Source organism: Rhizocola hellebori, from assembly GCF_016862955.1.
GTDB classification, from domain to species: Bacteria; Actinomycetota; Actinomycetes; order Mycobacteriales; family Micromonosporaceae; genus Rhizocola; species Rhizocola hellebori.
In genome coordinates this window covers 19,394-37,229 of sequence record NZ_BONY01000088.1, presented here as the reverse complement: position 1 = coordinate 37,229, position 17,836 = coordinate 19,394, and the positions used below count along the sequence as shown (strand labels likewise).

Annotated in this window: 17 protein-coding genes; 13 read left to right on the top strand and 4 right to left on the bottom strand. The window is 67.6% G+C overall.

Translation table 11 applies throughout. The features are described from left to right. Positions 1-509, top strand: a 509-nt coding sequence (locus Rhe02_RS41310) for an HNH endonuclease signature motif containing protein (protein WP_203913967.1), incomplete at its 5' end; no start/stop codon positions are given. Positions 510-723: 214 nt separating this feature from the next. Here Rhe02_RS41310 and Rhe02_RS41305 read toward each other — a convergent pair. Then, positions 724-2,292 (bottom strand): glycoside hydrolase family 53 protein, encoded by a 1,569-nt coding sequence (locus Rhe02_RS41305; RefSeq protein ID WP_203913966.1) that lies wholly within the window; start codon positions 2,290-2,292, stop codon positions 724-726. A 216-nt stretch (positions 2,293-2,508) separates the two neighbouring features. Here Rhe02_RS41305 and Rhe02_RS41300 point away from each other — a divergent pair, with 216 nt between their 5' ends. Further along, positions 2,509-2,649, top strand: a complete 141-nt coding sequence (locus tag Rhe02_RS41300) for a hypothetical protein (protein WP_203913965.1) — start codon at positions 2,509-2,511, stop codon at positions 2,647-2,649. A 22-nt stretch (positions 2,650-2,671) separates the two neighbouring features. On the opposite strand, the gene Rhe02_RS41295 is transcribed toward Rhe02_RS41300, so the two are convergent. Further along, on the bottom strand, positions 2,672-3,103 hold the full coding sequence (locus Rhe02_RS41295; RefSeq protein ID WP_203913964.1) for a chromate resistance protein ChrB domain-containing protein: 432 nt from the start codon (positions 3,101-3,103) through the stop codon (positions 2,672-2,674). Continuing rightward, complete coding sequence (locus Rhe02_RS41290) at positions 3,100-3,552, bottom strand: Chromate resistance protein ChrB (protein ID WP_203913963.1); 453 nt, start codon at positions 3,550-3,552, stop codon at positions 3,100-3,102. The genes Rhe02_RS41295 and Rhe02_RS41290 overlap by 4 nt, the downstream gene beginning before the upstream one ends. A 179-nt stretch (positions 3,553-3,731) precedes the next feature. Between Rhe02_RS41290 and Rhe02_RS41285 the strand changes: the two genes are divergently transcribed. The 4 genes from Rhe02_RS41285 to Rhe02_RS41270 all read left to right on the top strand — a co-directional run bounded on the left by Rhe02_RS41285 (position 3,732) and on the right by Rhe02_RS41270 (position 8,743). After that, positions 3,732-3,893 carry a hypothetical protein gene (locus Rhe02_RS41285; protein ID WP_203913962.1) on the top strand — a complete coding sequence of 54 codons (162 nt, stop codon included), beginning with the start codon at positions 3,732-3,734 and terminating at the stop codon, positions 3,891-3,893. Between the two features lie 186 nt (positions 3,894-4,079). Beyond that, positions 4,080-6,398, top strand: coding sequence for a cellulose binding domain-containing protein (locus tag Rhe02_RS41280; RefSeq protein ID WP_239124382.1), 2,319 nt, complete (start codon positions 4,080-4,082; stop codon positions 6,396-6,398). A 10-nt stretch (positions 6,399-6,408) separates the two neighbouring features. Beyond that, entirely contained in the window at positions 6,409-7,866 is a 1,458-nt protein-coding gene (locus Rhe02_RS41275) for a cellulose binding domain-containing protein (protein WP_203913961.1), read from the top strand. Between the two features lie 67 nt (positions 7,867-7,933). Then, complete coding sequence (locus Rhe02_RS41270; RefSeq protein WP_203913960.1) at positions 7,934-8,743, top strand: NAD-dependent epimerase/dehydratase family protein; 810 nt, start codon at positions 7,934-7,936, stop codon at positions 8,741-8,743. 13 nt (positions 8,744-8,756) lie between these two features. Here Rhe02_RS41270 and Rhe02_RS41265 read toward each other — a convergent pair whose 3' ends face one another. Next, complete coding sequence (locus Rhe02_RS41265) at positions 8,757-9,581, bottom strand: IclR family transcriptional regulator (RefSeq protein WP_203913959.1); 825 nt, start codon at positions 9,579-9,581, stop codon at positions 8,757-8,759. 81 nt (positions 9,582-9,662) lie between these two features. Here Rhe02_RS41265 and Rhe02_RS41260 point away from each other — a divergent pair, with 81 nt between their 5' ends. The 7 genes from Rhe02_RS41260 (at position 9,663) to Rhe02_RS41230 (ending at position 17,828) form a co-directional block, all read left to right on the top strand. Further along, on the top strand, positions 9,663-11,000 hold the full coding sequence (locus tag Rhe02_RS41260) for a sugar ABC transporter substrate-binding protein (protein ID WP_203913958.1): 1,338 nt from the start codon (positions 9,663-9,665) through the stop codon (positions 10,998-11,000). Next, positions 11,000-11,992: a carbohydrate ABC transporter permease gene (locus Rhe02_RS41255; RefSeq protein WP_239124381.1), complete on the top strand. Its 993-nt coding sequence runs from the start codon at positions 11,000-11,002 to the stop codon at positions 11,990-11,992. Before Rhe02_RS41260 ends, Rhe02_RS41255 begins: the two co-directional genes overlap by 1 nt. Before the next feature lie 73 nt (positions 11,993-12,065). Then, positions 12,066-12,944: a carbohydrate ABC transporter permease gene (locus Rhe02_RS41250; RefSeq protein WP_203913957.1), complete on the top strand. Its 879-nt coding sequence runs from the start codon at positions 12,066-12,068 to the stop codon at positions 12,942-12,944. A 29-nt stretch (positions 12,945-12,973) separates the two neighbouring features. Next, positions 12,974-13,897 (top strand): 5-dehydro-4-deoxyglucarate dehydratase, encoded by a 924-nt coding sequence (locus Rhe02_RS41245; protein WP_203913956.1) that lies wholly within the window; start codon positions 12,974-12,976, stop codon positions 13,895-13,897. Then, positions 13,897-15,156, top strand: coding sequence for a glucarate dehydratase family protein (locus Rhe02_RS41240; RefSeq protein WP_203913955.1), 1,260 nt, complete (start codon positions 13,897-13,899; stop codon positions 15,154-15,156). Before Rhe02_RS41245 ends, Rhe02_RS41240 begins: the two co-directional genes overlap by 1 nt. After that, positions 15,150-16,364 carry a hypothetical protein gene (locus Rhe02_RS41235; protein ID WP_203913954.1) on the top strand — a complete coding sequence of 405 codons (1,215 nt, stop codon included), beginning with the start codon at positions 15,150-15,152 and terminating at the stop codon, positions 16,362-16,364. Before Rhe02_RS41240 ends, Rhe02_RS41235 begins: the two co-directional genes overlap by 7 nt. Positions 16,365-16,445: 81 nt before the next feature. After that, positions 16,446-17,828: an alkaline phosphatase PhoX gene (locus Rhe02_RS41230; protein ID WP_239124380.1), complete on the top strand. Its 1,383-nt coding sequence runs from the start codon at positions 16,446-16,448 to the stop codon at positions 17,826-17,828. Positions 17,829-17,836: the final 8 nt, after the last annotated feature.

The window sequence follows — 17,836 nt, the reverse complement described above, 5'->3', positions numbered from 1 at the left end:
CCACCGACGAGCTGCCCGACAGCGGCGGCGACGCCAGCAAGGTCATGGTGACCATCCGCCACGACGAGCTCCTCGACCGCATCGGGCGAGGCATGCTCGACAACGGGGAAAGCCTCACCCCCGAAACCCTGCGCCGCATGGCCTGCAACGCCGGGATCATCCCCGCCGTGCTGGGCACCACCGGCCAGGTCCTCGACCTAGGCCGCGAAAGGCGCCTGTTCACCGGCGCCGCCCGCCGCGCCCTGGTGCTACGCGACGGAGGATGCGCCTTCCCCGGCTGTGATCGTCCTCCCAAGTGGACGGAAGGACATCACATCCTGCACTGGATCCTGGGCGGGCGCACCGATCTGGACAACGGCGTGCTCCTCTGCGGCCACCACCACCGAGTCATCCATCAAGGCGAATGGCTTGTCCGGATCGCCGCCGACGGCCTACCCGAATTCCTCCCACCAGCCTGGCTTGATCCACTGCAAACCCCCCGCCGCAACACCTTCCACCGAAGACACTGACCCAAATCCAAAATCCCAACCACCGCAACACCTTCCGCCCGCATTTCCGCAGCTCGCACCTGCGCGCCTCGCGGGTGCGCTGTTGCGTGGCAAGCTCGTGCTTTGTCGCCAAGCTTGTGCAAGCCACGATCCCAATGGAACGTGTCTGCGTGTCGAGCGTAGCGCGTAAGGATGTGGCCTGACGTTCGTCGATCCGACTGTGGCGCTTCCTGGACTAGAAGTCGGCGAAGACGCGGAGGGCGGGGAGGGCGCGGCCTGAGTAGTCGAACAGGGCCTGGTTCTCCCAGCCGTCGCCGGAAGCTGGGTCGGCCGGGTCCCATCCGCCGCCGGCGACCGCCGTCCAGGTGGGTTCCCAGTAGAAGACCCCGAGCCCGTGCCCGTTGGGCACCGCTGCTACGACGTTGAACATGTCGCGCAGCGCTTGGGTTTGGCCCTCCGGGGTGGCCGGATAGCCGGCTGCTTCGGCCAGCGCCGGGTTGAAGATGTTGGTCTCGTGGTCGTTTTCGGCTGTGGTGAAGCCGTATGCGGTTTCGACCACCATGACGTCCTTGCCGTAGCGGTTCACCAGATCGAAGAGGTTCGCCTGGAGGTAGCCCAGCGGGCCGTGCCAGTAGACGTATTGCGACACCGCGATGATGTCGAAGGTGACCCCGCGGGCGATGGCGTTGTCGAACCACCACACGTGACCGCCGTTGTTGCCGCCCTCGGCCAGGTGCAGCACCACCTTGGTCCCCGGCGAGGCCGCTCGCACCGCCGCGCCGCCCGCGGTGAGCAGAGCAGCCAGCCCGTCCCAGTTGTCCCAGCGCCCGTCGGGCCACAGCATTCCACCGTTGATCTCGTTGCCCAGCTGTGCCATGTCGGCCGGGGTGTGCTGGGCGCGCAGCGCGGCGAGCACCTGGTAGGTGTGATCGTAGAGCGCTTGCTTGAGCTCCTCGAAGGGCAGGCTCGCCCAGGAGGCCGGCTTGTTCTGCTTGCCCGGGTCGGCCCAGGCGTCGGAGTAGTGGAAGTCGACCAGCAGTTTCATGCCCTGGGCTTTGGCCCGCCGGGCCATGGTCAGGATGTCGTCCAGCTCGTGGAAGTCGTCGGCCGAGTCTACCCACACCTTGAGCCGCAAGTAGTTGACGCCGTTGGCTTTGAGGATCTGCAGCGCGTCACGTGGGCGTCCGCGGGCGTCGCGGTAGACCGCGCCGTAGGTCTCGTTCTTGGCCAGCTGCGAGACGTCGGCGCCTTGAATGTCCACATCGCCCACTGGGCGGGAAGACGGCGTGAACTCCAGGTCGTCGACGTTGAGCCAGTCGCCGGCCGCGGCGTCGGAGCTTACCGCGATCGTGCATCTGCCGCCCTCGACCCGGGTGCTCAGGACGATCTGCACCCACCATTCCGGACCGGTACGTGGCACCGCCACCTGCGCCGGCGAGCCACCACAGCCGGTCAGCGCGAGGTGAACCGAGTTTTGGTTTCCGCTGGAGCGAACCCATGCCCGCAACGTGTAGGTCCCCCGGCGCAACCCTTGCAGCCGTTGCGAGGTGACCACCTGGTAGGCCTGCGCCGAGTAGTGCGTGAGCCGTAGCGCCCCCGAATGCCCGCCCGGCTCGGTGAAGCTGGCCGCCTGCTCACCATGCTCCGCCCAGCCGACCGGAGCCGCGACGGCGCCTCCGGTCTCAAAGCCGGGGTTGACCAGCTCGGCACCACCACCCGGGCTGGCGAGGGTGGATCCGGGCACGGCGACCGTGGCTAAGGCTGTCAGGGCGGCCACGGTGAGGCGAATCCTGGTGCGGAGCATAGTGCCCTCCTCAGGGCTGTGAACGTTCACAGACGGCTGTGAACGTTCACAGAACCACTCACGCTCATCGCTGTCAAGTGGTGCGCCGAGTTCGCTTGTGCGTAGAGAGAGCCATCGAGTGTTCGCCCGGCTTGGCTGAGGTGAGCACAAGACCCCAAGCCATCTTCCGCGAACGGAGAACCGTCATGGGGCATGACCACCCGCACCATCACGATCATGGGGAAGCCAACGGCGAATCAAGCGATCTGGGACGACGACTCCCCTGGCGAGCTGCGCGCCATGGACGCGCTCGGCAATGCCGACCCGTGGCGCGATCTGTGGTTCTACGCCAACCCCATCGTCGTCTGGCCCACCTAGACAGTCCACATCGGACAGCGGGCTAGGCGGGTTCGCGTCCCAGTTGCCGCTCGCGGCGGAAGAACTCGTAGAGGCCGTCGAAAATGGGGCCGGTCAGAGCCAGCATCCGCTCATCATCGCTGATCATGGACAGGCCTCGCAGCACCACGTCCAAACCGGCCGCCTCCGGCGCGTGATACCGCTCATCGTCGAGATCGGCTTCGTGCACGATCTCGGCGATGCGCCACAGCACCGGATCGGTGAGGTCATAGCGGCGCAGGATGGTCTCGAACGAGCAGTCCCGCCCGTGATGGCTCAGGTCGACGCCGGTCATGTCGAAGCCGGTGGCATCGGCCGGAACCTGCGACGGGTCCTGCACGAAAACGAACTCCGCCACCGGATCGATCTCACGGCGGATCAGCCACGCACAACCGGCACGATCAATATGAATATTGGCACGGGTAGCCCACTTCATGGCTCCACTATCGCAGCCACCGCCTCGTGGGCCGCCGCCCGCTCTCGCGGCGGGAAGTAGTCGCGCCGGCCGATGCGATGCAACTCGGCCTGCAGCCGTTTCTTGGCAGCCCGGCGGGCGGCGCCGGCGAACTCGGCGGCGGCTTGGGCCTCCTCGATGATGGCCGCGTACTCCGCCGCGCGCGCCTGCGCGAGCTCCGCGGCCAGGTCGCGGCCATATTGCTCGATGCCGGGTCGCGCCAGCCAGGTCGTGGCCGTCCCACCGGCTTCGGCGATCTCGACGGCCAGCCACTCCAGCGCTTCCCGGGTGCGGGCGTCATCGGGCAGGGCGACCAGGCCGTCGTTGAGCTGCGCTACGCCGAGGCGCTTGAGCTTGCGCCAAGTGGCGATGCGCGGCGTTGACGGCTCACGGGGGAGCCTGTACGACAGCAGCACCCACTCGATCGGCATCCGTAGATCGTAACCGTCATTCCACATTGGAGATAAGGCCAGGTAAGGGGCACTGACCGGGGCGGGCATTGCCGCCAGAACATCGCCTCCTGCGCAACTTTGGATATTCGCGGTGAACTATTAGGCTGCCCACTCGGCGCGCAGACTCGCGTCACCCCTTCCAGACTGGAGGATCCACCATGGGCCTGTTCGACAAGCTGAAGGACAAGGTCAGCGAGGCCACCGGCATCGACGTCGACTCGACACTCGAGGCGGCCGGCAGTGCGGTCGAAGGCGGCGAGAGCCTCATGGAGGCAGCTGATTCCTTTACCGAGACGAAGGACAAGCTCACCGGAAACTGATATCTGGGTTGCCATCGGGCGCCCCCGGCCACACCGGCCAGGGGGCGCCCGATGTTTCTTTTGACCAAGTCCGGTAGGTGTCCACATATGTGGGTGGGATGTCAGTTTGGAGACGCCTATTGACCTGATGGAAAGGTGTCAGCAAACTGACGGATCGACAGCCTTTCCGTCCCCCAGGAGGCATCGATGTCTCAACGATCCGTCCGCCTGCTCGCCGCGACGACGGCGACCCTGCTCATGGCCGGTGTCTTCGCCGCCGTGCACGATCCGGGCAGCCGCGCGCTCCGACCGGCTGCCGCTCTGACCTCATTGGACCTGACCTCGGCCAACCGGCGCACGCCGATCGCCGGGCTCTACGACTGGTCCAAAGCCGGCTACCGGGCCGGCGCCGCCCTGCCCGGCCCGGCCGAGATCAACCCGAGTGCCACCTGCCAGATCACGGCCGCCGAGCTAGCGAGCCAGTTCGGGGTGGTCGCCAACGACAGCGCCGACGACTCGGCCGGGTTGCAGGCCGCCATCGACTACGCCAGAACGAACTGCTCGGCCGGCGCGAGCTACACCAGACTGTCGCTGATCACGCTGCCGGCTGGAACTCTGCGAGTCTCCCAGCAGCTTGGCGTGGACGCGGACTATCTGATCATCCGGGGCGCGGGCAGCGGCGTCTCCGGTACCCGCATAGTGTTCAGACCGGATGCGAACACCCGCTATGACGCGCTGACCCCGGACGGCTCCGACTGGGACGAAGACGGCATGACCTCGGGTTCGGCCAAGGGCGGCTGGATCTGGCCGGGCCGTGGCCTGTTCCGGGTGCAGTCGCGCGGCGTGCATTCCAGCTACGCCAGCGAATACGCGGCGGCCCCGGCCAACCGGCGCGATCTGTTCGAGGGCACCGTCAACGTGCATTGGAAAGCCGGGTTGAAGCTGCGCGGCAAACCGGGCGACACCGCCTTCGCGGCCCGCACCGGCGACACCGTCGTGTATCTGGCCAGCAGCGGCTCGCTGGCCGCCTTCACGGCCGGCTCTCTGGTCAACGTGCGCGCCGCGAACTCGCTGAGTTTCTATGCGCAGCAGGACATCCAGCCTGCCGACGGTACCCTCCAAAATATTCATATGCGGCAGCAGATTTTCACAGTCGCCGCGGTGGACACCACCAATCGCACCATCACCCTGGACAAACCGCTGGAGTATGACGTTCCGGTCACGTCCACATCGGACGGTTCCGCGGCCATCGACGGGGCTGTCTACGACTCCAAGGCGTCGCCCATCGTCGATCCGGTGCTGGGCGTGGGTTTCGAGAACTTCACCCTCACCCAGGAGATGCCGGGCCTGAACCCCGCCGACGCGGTGCACAACTACGGCAACATGTCCCCGGCCGACCAGATGCACGGCATCGTTTTCAAGTGGGCTGCCAATTCCTGGGTACGCGGCATCCGCACCGAGATGACCGGCTCGCACCCGATCGTCACCGAAGAGGCCTACCGGCTGCAGATCGTGGACAACTATCTGGACGGCTCATGGAACAAAGGCAAGGGCGGCAACGGTTACTTCCGCGGCTCCCGGGTGTGGGACTCGGTCTACGCCGGCAACGTCACCCGCAACCTGCGCCACTTCACCTTCCAATGGTCGGCCAGCGGCAACGTGGCCATCGGCAACGATTTCGACTCCGATGTGAACCTGCACGGGGGATGGGAACGCAACAACCTCATCGAGCTCAACACGGTGACCGTGCCCTACGAGCACCGCTCGGGCAGCTGCTCGGCCAATTGTGGCGAGGAGGGCGGCGGTGGCCCGGACGCGTCGACCTGGTTCCCGATCTGGTGGGCGGCGGGCAAGAAGGCGGTGAAGTGGTCCGGTTCCAGCGGCCCACGCAACGTGTTCTTCAACAACACCATGACCAAGCAGGTGAGCGCGGGCACCGCCTACACCCCCTACTATGCGGATCATCAACGGATCTACCAGTTCGGCTGGAGCGGCACGGCGTGGCGGCACCTGGCCGTCGCGGGCACCCCGATCCCCGACTGGTCCGGGCGCGAACAGCTGACCTATACGGGTGGCAACGGTATCGACGCCACCCGAACCGATGCAGGGCAGTCACTTTTCCTGCGCGGCCTCACCCCGGGCTTACCCTCGCCCACCCCCACCGCTTCGCCGAGCGCCTCGCCCAGCCCCAGTCCGAGCCCGAGCCCGAGCCCCAGCGTCAGCCCGCCGCCCTCGGGGTGCCTGACCGTGCGCACGGTGAAGACCTCAACCTGGAGCACCGGCTACGGCATGGACGTCTTCATCAAAAACAACTGTGCCACCACCACCCTGGCCTGGAACGTCCAGTTCGACCTTCCCGCCGGGACCACCGTGGCCAGCCATTGGTCGGCGACGAAAACCCAGTCGGGGCAGCATTTCACCTTCGTCAACGTGTCGTTCAACGGTGACATCCGGGCGGGCCAGGAGGAGGACTTCGGCTTCAACGCCTCCGGCACAGGCAATCCAGTCAACCTGACGGTTCGGTGAGGAGAATCCCATGCGCAAAACACCAGTAGTGGCAGCCGTTTCGGCGGTCATCCTCTCCGCCGTGACCGCGGCCGCGTTGCCGGCGCTGGCCGCCGCCGTGGCGCTGCGCGCCCAGGTGGTGCAGACCTCGACCTGGAGCACCGGCTACGGCGCTGACGTCGTGATCACCAACGTCGGTGACGCTGCGTCGACCGGGTGGACGGTGGAGTTCGACCTTCCCGTCGGCACCAGCGTCGCCAGTCACTGGTCGGCGACCAAAACCCAGACGGGTCAGCACTATCGCTTCGTCAACGCCTCCTTCAACGGCGACATCGCCCCCGGCGCCTCAGAAGATTTCGGCTTCAACGCCAAGGGGCTCGGCCTTCCCTTCAATTGCACGGTCAACGGCCTGCCCTGTACCGGCGGTGGCACGCCGCCGCCGTCTCCCACCGCGTCGCCGACCCCATCGCCATCGCCAACGCCGACACCGACACCGACACCGACGGGGACACCCGGCCCGGTCGTCGACGTCTCCACCGCCGCGCAGCTGACCAACGCGCTCGCCAATGCCGTTGCCGGCCAGACCATCCGGCTGGCCGCGGGCGAATACCACGGGTCGTTCCTCACCCAGCGGGCCGGAACGGCTTCACGGCCTATCACGTTGACCGGGCCGCGCACGGCGGTGCTCGTCAACGACGGCCCTTCCGGCACCGCGCCCTCGTGCCCGGCGCCCACCGCGGGCTGGGACTCCGGCTATGGCGTGTGGCTGTTCAACGCGCCCTACTGGCGGCTGGCCGGGTTCACCGTTCGCGACTCGAAGAAGGGCATCGTGCTGGACAACTCGCACCATGTCACGGTTGACGGGGTGTACGTGCACCACGTCGACGAGGAGGGGGTGCACTTCCGGCGTTCCTCGGCCGACGGCGTGATCCGCAACTCGATCATCGAGGACACCGGGCTGGTCCAGCCCGGCTTCGGTGAGGGTGTCTACATTGGATCCGCCAACTCCAACTGGGCCTGCCACGGCAACTCGGGCGGGGTCGACCGGTCGGACCGGGTTCTGGTGGAGGGCAACCGGATCGGGCCGAACGTCGCGGCGGAGTCGATCGACATCAAGGAGGGCACCTTCGACGGGATCATCCGCGGCAACACCTTCGACGGGCGCGGCATCTCCGGGCAGAACTCGGCCGACTCATGGATCGACGCGAAGGGCATCGGCTACCTGCTGGAGAACAACACCGGCACGTTCAGCGCGCCCGGCACGTTCGCCAACGGGTACGAGACCCACAACCCCACGACCACCCCGGCCTTCCTCAACGGGTGCGGGAACGTGTGGCGCGGTAACGCTTCCAACCTTGGTGGCGTGGGCCGGTACGCGATAAATGTGACCTCGACAGCAAAGTGTCCGGGCAACCTGAACGTGGTCTACGCCTCGAATACCGTCAGCAACGCGGTCACGGGCCTGACCAACATCGCAGTCACGCCCTAGCAAACACATATGTGGACAGAAAACTTCATCTTGGCTACAAGCCGTCCACATGACTAAGCTCAGCCCCATGCAGCGAATCTTGGTAACCGGCGGAGCGGGGAAAGTAGCCACCCTGCTTCGCTCCGGCATCGCCCGGCCCGGCCGCATTCTGCGCCTGCTCGACATCCGCGAACCCGCCGCCCTCGCCGACGCCGGCGACGAAGAGACCGTGATCGGCTCGCTGACCGATCCGGCGGTGCTGGCAGACGCGGTCCAGGGGGTAGACGCGATCGTCCACCTCGGCGGGCAGAGCCGCGAGTCCGATGCGCGCGACGTGCTAGAGGCCAACATGTACGGCACCTACCTGCTTTTCGAAGCCGCCCGCGCCGCCGGGGTCACCCGCGTCGTTCTCGCCTCCTCCAACCACGCGGCCGGCTTCCACATCCGTGGCGACGAACCGCTCGCGGCCGACCTGCCCGGGCGCCCGGACACGCTCTACGGCTGGAGCAAGGTGGCCATGGAGGCGTGTGGGCAGCTCTATCACGACCGGTTCGGCATGGACGTGATCTGCCTGCGCATCGGGTTGTGGTTCCCGAAGCCGCCGGGCGTGCGCGGGCTGGCCCTGTGGCTCTCGCCCGCGGACGGAAACCGTTTGGTGGAAGCCTGTTTGAGCGCGCCGTCGCCCGGCTTCCGCCTGGTCTGGGGAATCAGCCGCAACACGCGCCGCTGGTGGTCGCTGCAGGAGGGCGAGGCGCTTGGCTACTTCCCTAAGGACGACGCCGAGGACTTCGCCGCCGAGCTGATCGCCACGCATGGCGAGCCCGCTTTCGACACCGACCCGGTGCTGACCCGCGTCGGCGGCCAGTGGTGCGACGTCCCCCTCGGCAACTCTTACTAACCGGCACCGGCCGTCAGCGGATGCCGTGGCGGCGCAGGGTGCTGGCCAGTGCCGTGGTGTGGCGCACGACCGCCTTGGCGACCCGCTCGATCTCATCCGGATTCGCCTTGGCCATTGGCATGGAGCAGCTGATCGCGTCGCTGGCCGGAATCCGGTAGTGCACGGGCGCGGCCACGCAGGCGACGCCTGCGGTGCCTTGCTCGCGTTCCAGCGCCCAGCCCCGGTCACGGGCGATGGCGAGCTCGATGTGCAGCTGCCTGGGCTCGGTGATGGTGTGCTCGGTGTAGGCCTCGAGCCGGTCGGGCAGGATCTTGTCGACTTCTTCCGTGGTCAGGTCGGCCAGCAGCGCCTGGCCCAACGCGGTCAGGTGGGCGGGCAGGCGGCGGCCGACCCGGGAGACCACGTGCACCGCTTCCCGGGATTCCCTGCTGGCCAGATAGAGCACGTGCGCGTCGTCGCGGCGCGCGAAGTGCACGGTGTAACCGATTTCGGCGCGCAGATCCTCAAGCGTCTCGTGGGCGTGCGGCAGGGCGGCGTCGCGGTCGAGGTAGGCGGTGCCGGACAGCAGCGCGTGCGGCCCGACGCCGAAGGCCAGCCCGCTTTCGTCGGATTCCACCCACTTCAGCTCGCGCAGGGTGCGCACCAGGGCATGCAGGCTGCTTCGCGGGTACCCCATGCGCTCCTGCAATTCCGAGAGCGTGAGCCGATTCGGTGACGCGGCAAGGGTTTCCAGGATCCGCACTGTCCGCTCGGCGGATTTGACCAGCGCTATTTCCGACTGCGTAGAGGACATCAGGTCACCGTCCACGAGAAATGTTTCCGGGGTGTTGACGGTCATGATAGCGGACGCTAACTTGTCGATGCACCCCTGACACATTCCAAGAACTCGTCCACATACGTAGACAGGAGGCAGCAACCGATGCTCAGTCGATCCGCGACCAAGCTCGTAGCTGCGCTGGCGATAACCCTTGCCGCCGCAAGCGTTTCCGCCTGTGGAAATGATCCTGAACCCGCACCCGCCGGCAACCCCACCGCCCCGATCGAGATCTGGGTCCGCAAGCCCCCCGGTTCCAACACCGAGAAGACCCACATCGCGCTGGCGGCCAAATTCACCGAGGCGACCGGCATCAAGGCCAACGTGACCGCGCTGTTCGACGACTTCGAAACCAAGCTGCAGCAGGCCGCGGCGCAGAAGAAGCTACCCGACATCGTCGTCAACGACACCGCCCAGCTGGGCACCCTCGTCAAGCAGGGCATCGTGCGCGACGTGGCCAAGGGCGACATCGCCGGTGGCGACCAGCTGACCCCCGCCGCCTGGGACGCCGCCCGCGGCTCCGACGGCAAGTACTATGCGGTCCCGTTCTCGGCGCAGTCCTTCGCCCTGTTCATCCGCAAGGACTGGCGCGAGAAGCTGGGCATCGCCCAGCCGAAGACCTGGGACGAGCTGGACGCGCTCGCCACCTCGTTCACCACCAAGGATCCCGACGGCAACGGCAAGGCCGACACCTACGGCTACGTCATCCCCGGCTCGACCAAGCGCGGCTACCTGGACTGGTACTTCTCCAGCTTCCTGTGGGCCGCCGGCGGCGACTACTTCTCCGGCAACACCGGCAAGCTGAGCCCCGCCATCGGTTCTGACGCCTCGGTGACCGCCGCGCAATGGCTCAAGGACCAGTTCTGCGCCGACAAGAGCGTGGTGCCCGGCGCGGTGACCTCGGAAACCACCCAGGCGCATCCGCTGTTCGAGACCGGCAAGGGCGGCATCTACTTCACCGGCCCCTACAACATGGCCCGTTTCGACAAGAACCTCGGCAAGGACAAGTACGAGGTGCTCGCGCTCCCGGCCGGCCCGGGTGGCAAGTCCTCGTCGCTGGCCGAGGGCGAGAACGTCTACCTGATGGCGGGTTCTGCGAACCCGGCCGGGCAGAAGAAGTTCGCCGAGTTCCTGATCAGCGTCGACGGGCAGACCATCGGCATGGCCGGCGACACCGATGGCAACGTGGTTCGCCTGCCGGTCAACAAGAACGTCGATCTGACCAAGGTGCGCCAGGACACCCGCTGGGTGGTCTTTGACAAGGTCTACAAGGAGGTCGGCAAGTACAGCCCGGTGGTGCCCGAGTGGACGCCGTTCCGCCAGGCCTCAGCCGAAACCCTCAACGCGATCGTGTCCGACTGCGCTTCCAACCCGAAGGCGGAGATGGCCAAGCTGGCCGAGAAGTTCACCGCCGAGCTCAAGAAGCAAGGCGCGGGCTCCTGATGCGGGCCACCGGTTCTGGGGCGCCGGCCACGGCCGCGCGCCCCGGCCGGCGGCCGCTTTCCGCGCCGCCGGTCATCCCTGCCGCCCCGGGCAACCGGCGGGCGCGCTGGCGGCGCAGCCTGCCCAACTGGACCACCCCATGGCTTTTCCTCGCCCCGGCGCTGGTCCTGTTTGGACTGTTCAAGTTCACGCCGATGTGGCGCGCGATGCAGATGAGCTTCCACGAGGTGCGGCCCTACCTCGGCGACCGCTGGGTGGGCTGGGCCAACTACCAGCAGGTCGCCACCGACGAGGACTTCCTGGCAGCGATCGGTCACACGGTGGTGCTGGCGCTGGGCCAGACCGGCGGGTCGATCATTATCGGCTTGCTGCTTGCCTTGGTACTGGAGGGAAGCACCCGCAACCTATGGATCGTGCGCACGGCCGTCTTCCTGCCGACGGTCGCGGCGATGGCTGTGGTCGCCGAGGTGTGGCGCATCCTCTACTACCCGGCCGGAGATGGCGCTATGAACACCATCCTCAGCTGGCTGGGCGCGGGACCTTCGCAGTTCCTCAACGGCCAGGACTCCTCGCTCCTGTCAGTGATGGGAGTCGGCATCTGGCGCGGCGCACCGTACGACATGATGATCTTCATTGCCGGGCTGGCCGGCGTCGACCGCACCCTCTATGAGGCGTCAGCGGCCGACGGCGCCGGGGTGCTGCGCCGCATCTGGCATGTCACCCTGCCCGCGCTGCGGCCGGTCTTCGCGATCCTGTTCACCCTCGCGGCCATCCGGGGTCTGCGGGTCTTCACCGAGATCTTCCTGCTGACCAACGGCGGCCCCAACGGCTCCACCGAGGTGCTGATGACCCTGATCTACAAGCTCGGCCTGGAACGCGGCGAGCTGGGCGTGGCCGCGGCGGGCTCGATGATCCTGCTCCTGGCCACGGTGCTGCTAACCCTTGTCGTGCAAGGCATCCGCGCCCGCGCAAATCGGCAGGTGACCCGATGACCGCACTGACCGCAAGACAACGCAACCTGCCGCCGGGCACGGCAGGCCGTCCCGCGACCCGGCAGGCGACCCGATGACCGGGCCGCGCAAGACGCGCGGGCGCGCCGAGGCGCTGGATACTGCGCTGGGCTTGGGAACGCTGGGCTCGCCGTTGGCGAAGGTGGGGCGGTTTGTGCTTTATGCGGCGCTGGTGTTTGTGTTTGCTGGGCCGTTGTTGGCGCTGCTGGTCAGCTCGTTCAGCCGGGTGACCGATCCGACCTCGCTCACCCTCATCCCCACCGAGCTGACCCTGGACAACTTTCGCGCCGCTTTCAAGCGCGACGTGCTGCTCTACCTGATGAATTCGTTCCTCGTGGTCGGCGGCGGGCTGCTGCTGCAGATCGCGGTGAGCGTTTCTGCCGCGTATGCGTTGGCGCGCAAGAAGTTTCCGGGGCTGCGGCTGGTGTTCCTGCTCATCCTGAGCACGATGATGCTGCCCGAGGAGGTGCTCGCCATCCCGCTGTCGCTGGTCCTTTCCGACCTCAATCTTGTCGGCAGCCTCTTCGGGATGATCGTCCCGGTGGGGGCGTGGGCGTTCTCCATTCTGGTCATGGCCGAGTTCATGAAGGAGATTCCGCTGGAGCTGGAAGAGGCGGCACGCCTCGATGGCGCGGGCGACTTTCGCATCTTCTGGTCGGTGGTGCTTCCGCTGTGCAAGCCGGCGCTCGGGGTGATCGGCATCTTCGGCTTCACCATGATCTGGGACCAGTACCTGTTACCGCTGCTGGTCGCCACCGACTCCCAGCAGTTCACCCTCCCGCTGGCGCTGCGCACGCTGCGCTCCGACGAAGAGGTGGGCATCGGTGTGCTGCTGGCCGCCTCACTGCTGGCGATGCTGCCCAGCGTGCTGGCTTTCATTGCGATGCAACGGCAATTCATGCGCGGCCTCACCTCCGGCGCCATCAAAGGCTGACCAACCCCCACCGAGCAAGGAAGATCATCATGCGCCTGCACGGCCTGCTCTCATTTCCGCTCACCCCGTTCACCGAAGACGACAAGGTGGATCTGACGGTTTTCGTCGAGCACCTCGAAAGACAGATCGCGGCGCAGCCGACGGCGCTGTTCGTCGCCTGCGGCACCGGTGAGTTCACCGCGCTGTCAACGGCGGAGTACGAGGACGTGGTGACCACGGCCGTGCGGGTCGCGGACGGGCGGCTGCCCGTGGTCGCCGGCTGCGGTGGCGGCCCCCAGGCGGCCCGCGACTTCGCCTCGATCGCGCAACGCAGCGGCGCGAACGGGCTTTTGCTGCTGCCGCCCTATCTCGTCTCGTCCACGCCGCGCGGGCTGGTGAACCACGTGCGCTACGTGGCCGAGGCCACCAGCCTGCCGATCACCGTTTACCAGCGCGCGAACGCCGTGCTCGACCCCGCGGCGGCGGTGGCGCTGCTGGATCTGCCCAACGTGGTCGGCATCAAGGACGGCCGCGGTGACGTGGACGCCATGTTGCGTCTGGTGACCGCGGTGCGCACCAGCGGGCACCCGCGCGCGGAGAGTTTCGGTTTCCTCAACGGCCTGCCCACCGCGGAAATGTCGGTGCACGCCTACGAGGCGATCGGCGTGGAAAGCTATTCTTCCGCGGTGCTCTGCTTCGCCCCCGATATCGCCACCGCCTTCTACCGTGCGGTGCGTTCGCGCGACACGGCTGTCACCCGCACCCTGCTGGCCGAGTTCTACCTTCCGTTCGTGGCGTTGCGCGACAAGGTACCCGGCTATGCGGTGGCCCTGGTGAAGGCCGGCGCCAAGCTTTCCGGGCTGGCCGTGGGCCCGGTCCGGCCACCGCTGCTCGACGCCGCGCCCGAGGATGTGCGGGAGCTGGCGGCCATCATCGAGCGGGGCCGGGCGGCGCTGGCCGCTCTGGAGGGCTGATGCGCATCAGCGAGGTCGTCCTCACCCCGATCGCCTTCCCCGATCCGCCGCTGCTCAACTCGGCCGGCGTACATCAGCCGTGGGCCCTGCGCACCATCGTCGAGCTGCGCTGTGGCGACGGCCTGACCGGCATCGGCGAAACCTACGGCGACGCACCGCACCTGCGGCTGCTCGAAACGGCGGCCCCGCATCTGGTCGGGCTGGACCCGTTCGACACCAACGGTTTGCTGAGCCGGGTCCGGCAGGCGCTGGGGGTGGTAGATGTGCCCGACCGGCACGGCCTGACCGGCGGTTCCAGTCCACAAAAGACAGTGCTGCGGGTGTTCAGCCCGTTCGAGGTGGCCTGCCTCGATCTTCAGGGGAAGCTGATCGGCAGACCGGTGGTGGATCTGTTAGGCGGCAAGGTACGCGACGAGGTCGCCTTCTCCGCCTACCTGTTCTACAAGTGGGCCAAACATCCGGCCGACGGCTCGCCCGACGAATACGGCGAGGCCCTTGACCCACCGGGCATCGTCGCCCAGGCCCGTCACCTCGTCGACCGCTACGGCTTCCGGTCGATCAAGCTCAAGGGCGGGGTCTTCCCACCGCACGAGGAGGTCGAGGCGATCCGCGCGCTGCGCGCCGAGTTCCCGGGCCTGCCGTTGCGCCTGGACCCCAACGCGGCCTGGTCGGTGCCCACCTCTCTGGAGATCGCCGAGCAGACCGCGGGTCTGCTGGAGTACCTAGAAGACCCGACCCCGGGCATAGACGGAATGGCGCAGGTGGCCCGGGAAGCGCCGATGCCGCTGGCGACCAACATGTGTGTGGTGAGCCCGGATGACCTCGCCCCCGGCTTCGCCGCGGGCTGCGTCGGCGTCGTGCTCGCCGACCACCACTACTGGGGCGGGCTGCGCCGCAGCGCCGAGCTGGCCGCGATCTGCCGCACCTGGGGCGTCGGGGTGTCGATGCACTCCAACAGCCACCTGGGCATCAGCCTGGCGGCGATGACCCACCTCGGCGGGGCATTGCCCGAGCTGACCTATGCGGCGGACACCCACACGCCTTGGCAGTACGGGGTGGACGTGCTGACCGAACCTTTGTCTATTGTGGACGGTACGGTCCGGGTACCCGGCAAACCGGGTTTAGGGGTTGACTTGGACCCTGATGCATTGGCCCGCTTGCACGAGAACTACCTTCGCTGCGGCATCACGGAACGCGACGACACCAGCTACATGCGCACCTTCGACCCGACCTATGAGCGCAGGCGCCCGCGATGGTGAATGTGCACGCCTATCCGTGGGACGTGCTCGGCGATCCCGGTTTCGCCGACCGCGTGCGCGAGTCCGGCGCCGATGCGGTGACCCTGGCCATGTCCTACCACTCGACCCGGGCCGCCACTCCCCTGCATCCCCAGCGCCGGTTCGTCGATGCCCACCACGGCGCGCTTTACCGCCCGGTCCGCCCTTCGGCCTGGGCCGGGCGGCGGCTTGCACCGCTTGGCCCGTCCTGGATGGCCCAGCCAGACCCGGGCCGCGAGGCGGCCGAAACGCTTGCCGCGGCGGGGGTCGCGGTGAACGCCTGGATCGTGCTGGCCCACAACAGCCGGCTCGGCCTCGCCTTCCCCGAGCTGGCCGTGCTCAACTGTTTCGGCGAGCGCTACCCTTACGCGCTATGCCCGGCTCAGCCGGAAGTGCGCGACCACTGCGCCGTGCTGGCCGCGGAAGCCCTACACGACCTGCCGACGCTCGCCTCGGTCTCGCTGGAATCGGTGGGCCAGATGGGCGCCACCCACCTCGGCTGCCACGAGAAGACCGACGGCGCCTATCCTCCATTGGCCGTGCGCGCTCTCTCGGTCTGCTGCTGCTCCGCCTGCCAAACCCGTTGGCGGGCAAGGGGTCTGGATCCCGCAGCGGCCGTCGCCGCCCTGCGAGCGGCGGCGCAGCCCGGCGTCGCGTTTCCCCCTGGCGTTCCCCCCGAACGGGGGGCCGGAAAGCAGATCGGGGCGATCCCCGACGACGTGGCGGCTGTGAATCAGACCGGCGCGGCGATCCCCGACGACGTGGCGGCGGTGCTGCTTGGGGTTCGGCAGGAAGCAACCGACGAGCTGCGCGCGGCGGTGCTGGCCGCGGTGCGGCGGGCCGCGCCCGGCGCGCTGATCACCCTGCACGGCCACCCCGATCCCTGGGCCACCGGGCCGTCGCCCGGCCTCACTCCAGCCGCTGTGTCCGATGTGGACGCTGTGCTGGTCCCATGCTGGCCGACCGCCGAACAGACCGCCGATCTGGTGAAGGCAACGGCCGCCCTGGGCGCAGTCGTCGACGCCTATGTCAGCGTGCTGCCGCCCGCCGACCTCGGCGCGCTGCCCGGCCATGTGCGCCGGCTGCGCGAGGCCGGGGCGACCCGGCTCAGCCTCTACCATCTCGGCCTGGCCCCGGCCGGCCTGCAACCCGTGCTGCGGCAGCTGGCGAAGGAGTTCCGGGTCGCTTGATCTGTGGTAGACACCTAGAGTTCATCTATGGTTTAGATTGGGCACGCAGGCCCGTTCGACTCGGCCGTTTGCATGACGAGTGTGACCACACCACTTTCACGACGCAACCTCATTCGGGCCGGGGCGTTGAGCAGCCTTGGCATCGCGATCGCCGGAAGCATCGACGCTATCGCCGGTCCTGCCTATGCGCAGGCCCCGCTCACCGGCTACGGCCCGCTCATCCCCGACCCGGCCGGGCTGCTCGCGCTGCCCGCGGGCTTCTCATACAAGATCGTCGCTCAGGCCGGTGTCACGCTGCTGGAGACCGGCGAGGCGAGCCCGGCCGACCCGGACGCCAACGGCGTGTTCAAGGGACGCCGCGGGCACACCATCGTCAACAACCATGAGATCGGCGGATCCGAGACGCCAGGCGTTCCGGCTCTGGCCGGTTACGTCTTCGACCCGGGTGCGCGCGGTGGCACCACCAACATCGACGTGGACCGGGACGGCAACAGGATCCGCGAGTATGTGAGCCTCGCCGGTACCCATAACAACTGCGCCGGCGGGATAACCCCCTGGAACACCTGGCTCACCTGCGAGGAGACCGAGGCCCGCGCGGGTGGCGCGCTGCAGTTCGACCACGGCTGGGTGTTCGAGGTCGACCCCTTCGACGCGCAGCGCAACCTCAATCCGGTCCCGCTGAAGTTCCTGGGCCGCTATGCCCATGAGGCGGTCGCGGTCAACCCGCACAACGACGAGATCTACCTGACCGAGGACGCCAGCGGCCCCAATGGGCTTTTTTTCCGTTGGGTGCCGCCAAAGCACTTCCATGGCCGGCCGGGAGCACTTCGCACACTTGCGCTCGGCACGGGCGGCGACACCGCCGGAAAGCTGCAGGCGCTCAAGGCTTCCCAGCGCGGTGTGCACATCGCCGACCTGTCCCTGGCCACCGCCCCCGGCACGAAGTACAAAGCGTCGTGGGTGGACGTCCCCGACCGGCTCGCCACCACCGTTTCGGTGCGCAAGCAGTTCACCGATGACCAGGTCACCCGCAGCCGCAAACTCGAAGGCCAATGGTGGGCCAACGGCGGCGTCTACTTTGTCGCCAGCTTCGCCCGGCACACCGACGGCAGCGTCAACGAGCACGACGGCCAGGTCTGGTTCTACGACCCCCAGCACGAGACGATCGAGCTGGTGACCATCTTCGGCGTCAACCCCGACCCCTCGGTCGAGGGCAACTTCGACGGTCCGGACAACATCACCGTCTCCCCCTACGGCGGCGTGATCCTGGCCGAGGACGGCGAGGGCCTGTCGCATTTGGTCGGCGTCAGCGCCCGAGGCGACGCGTTTGCCTTGGCGCGCAACGAACTCAATGAAAGCGAGTTCGCAGGGCCGGCGTTCAGCCACGAGAACAAGATCCTGTTCGTGAACATCCAGAGCCCCGGTTACGTGCTGGCCATCACCGGCCCTTGGCGTAACTGCTAAGCGTCCAG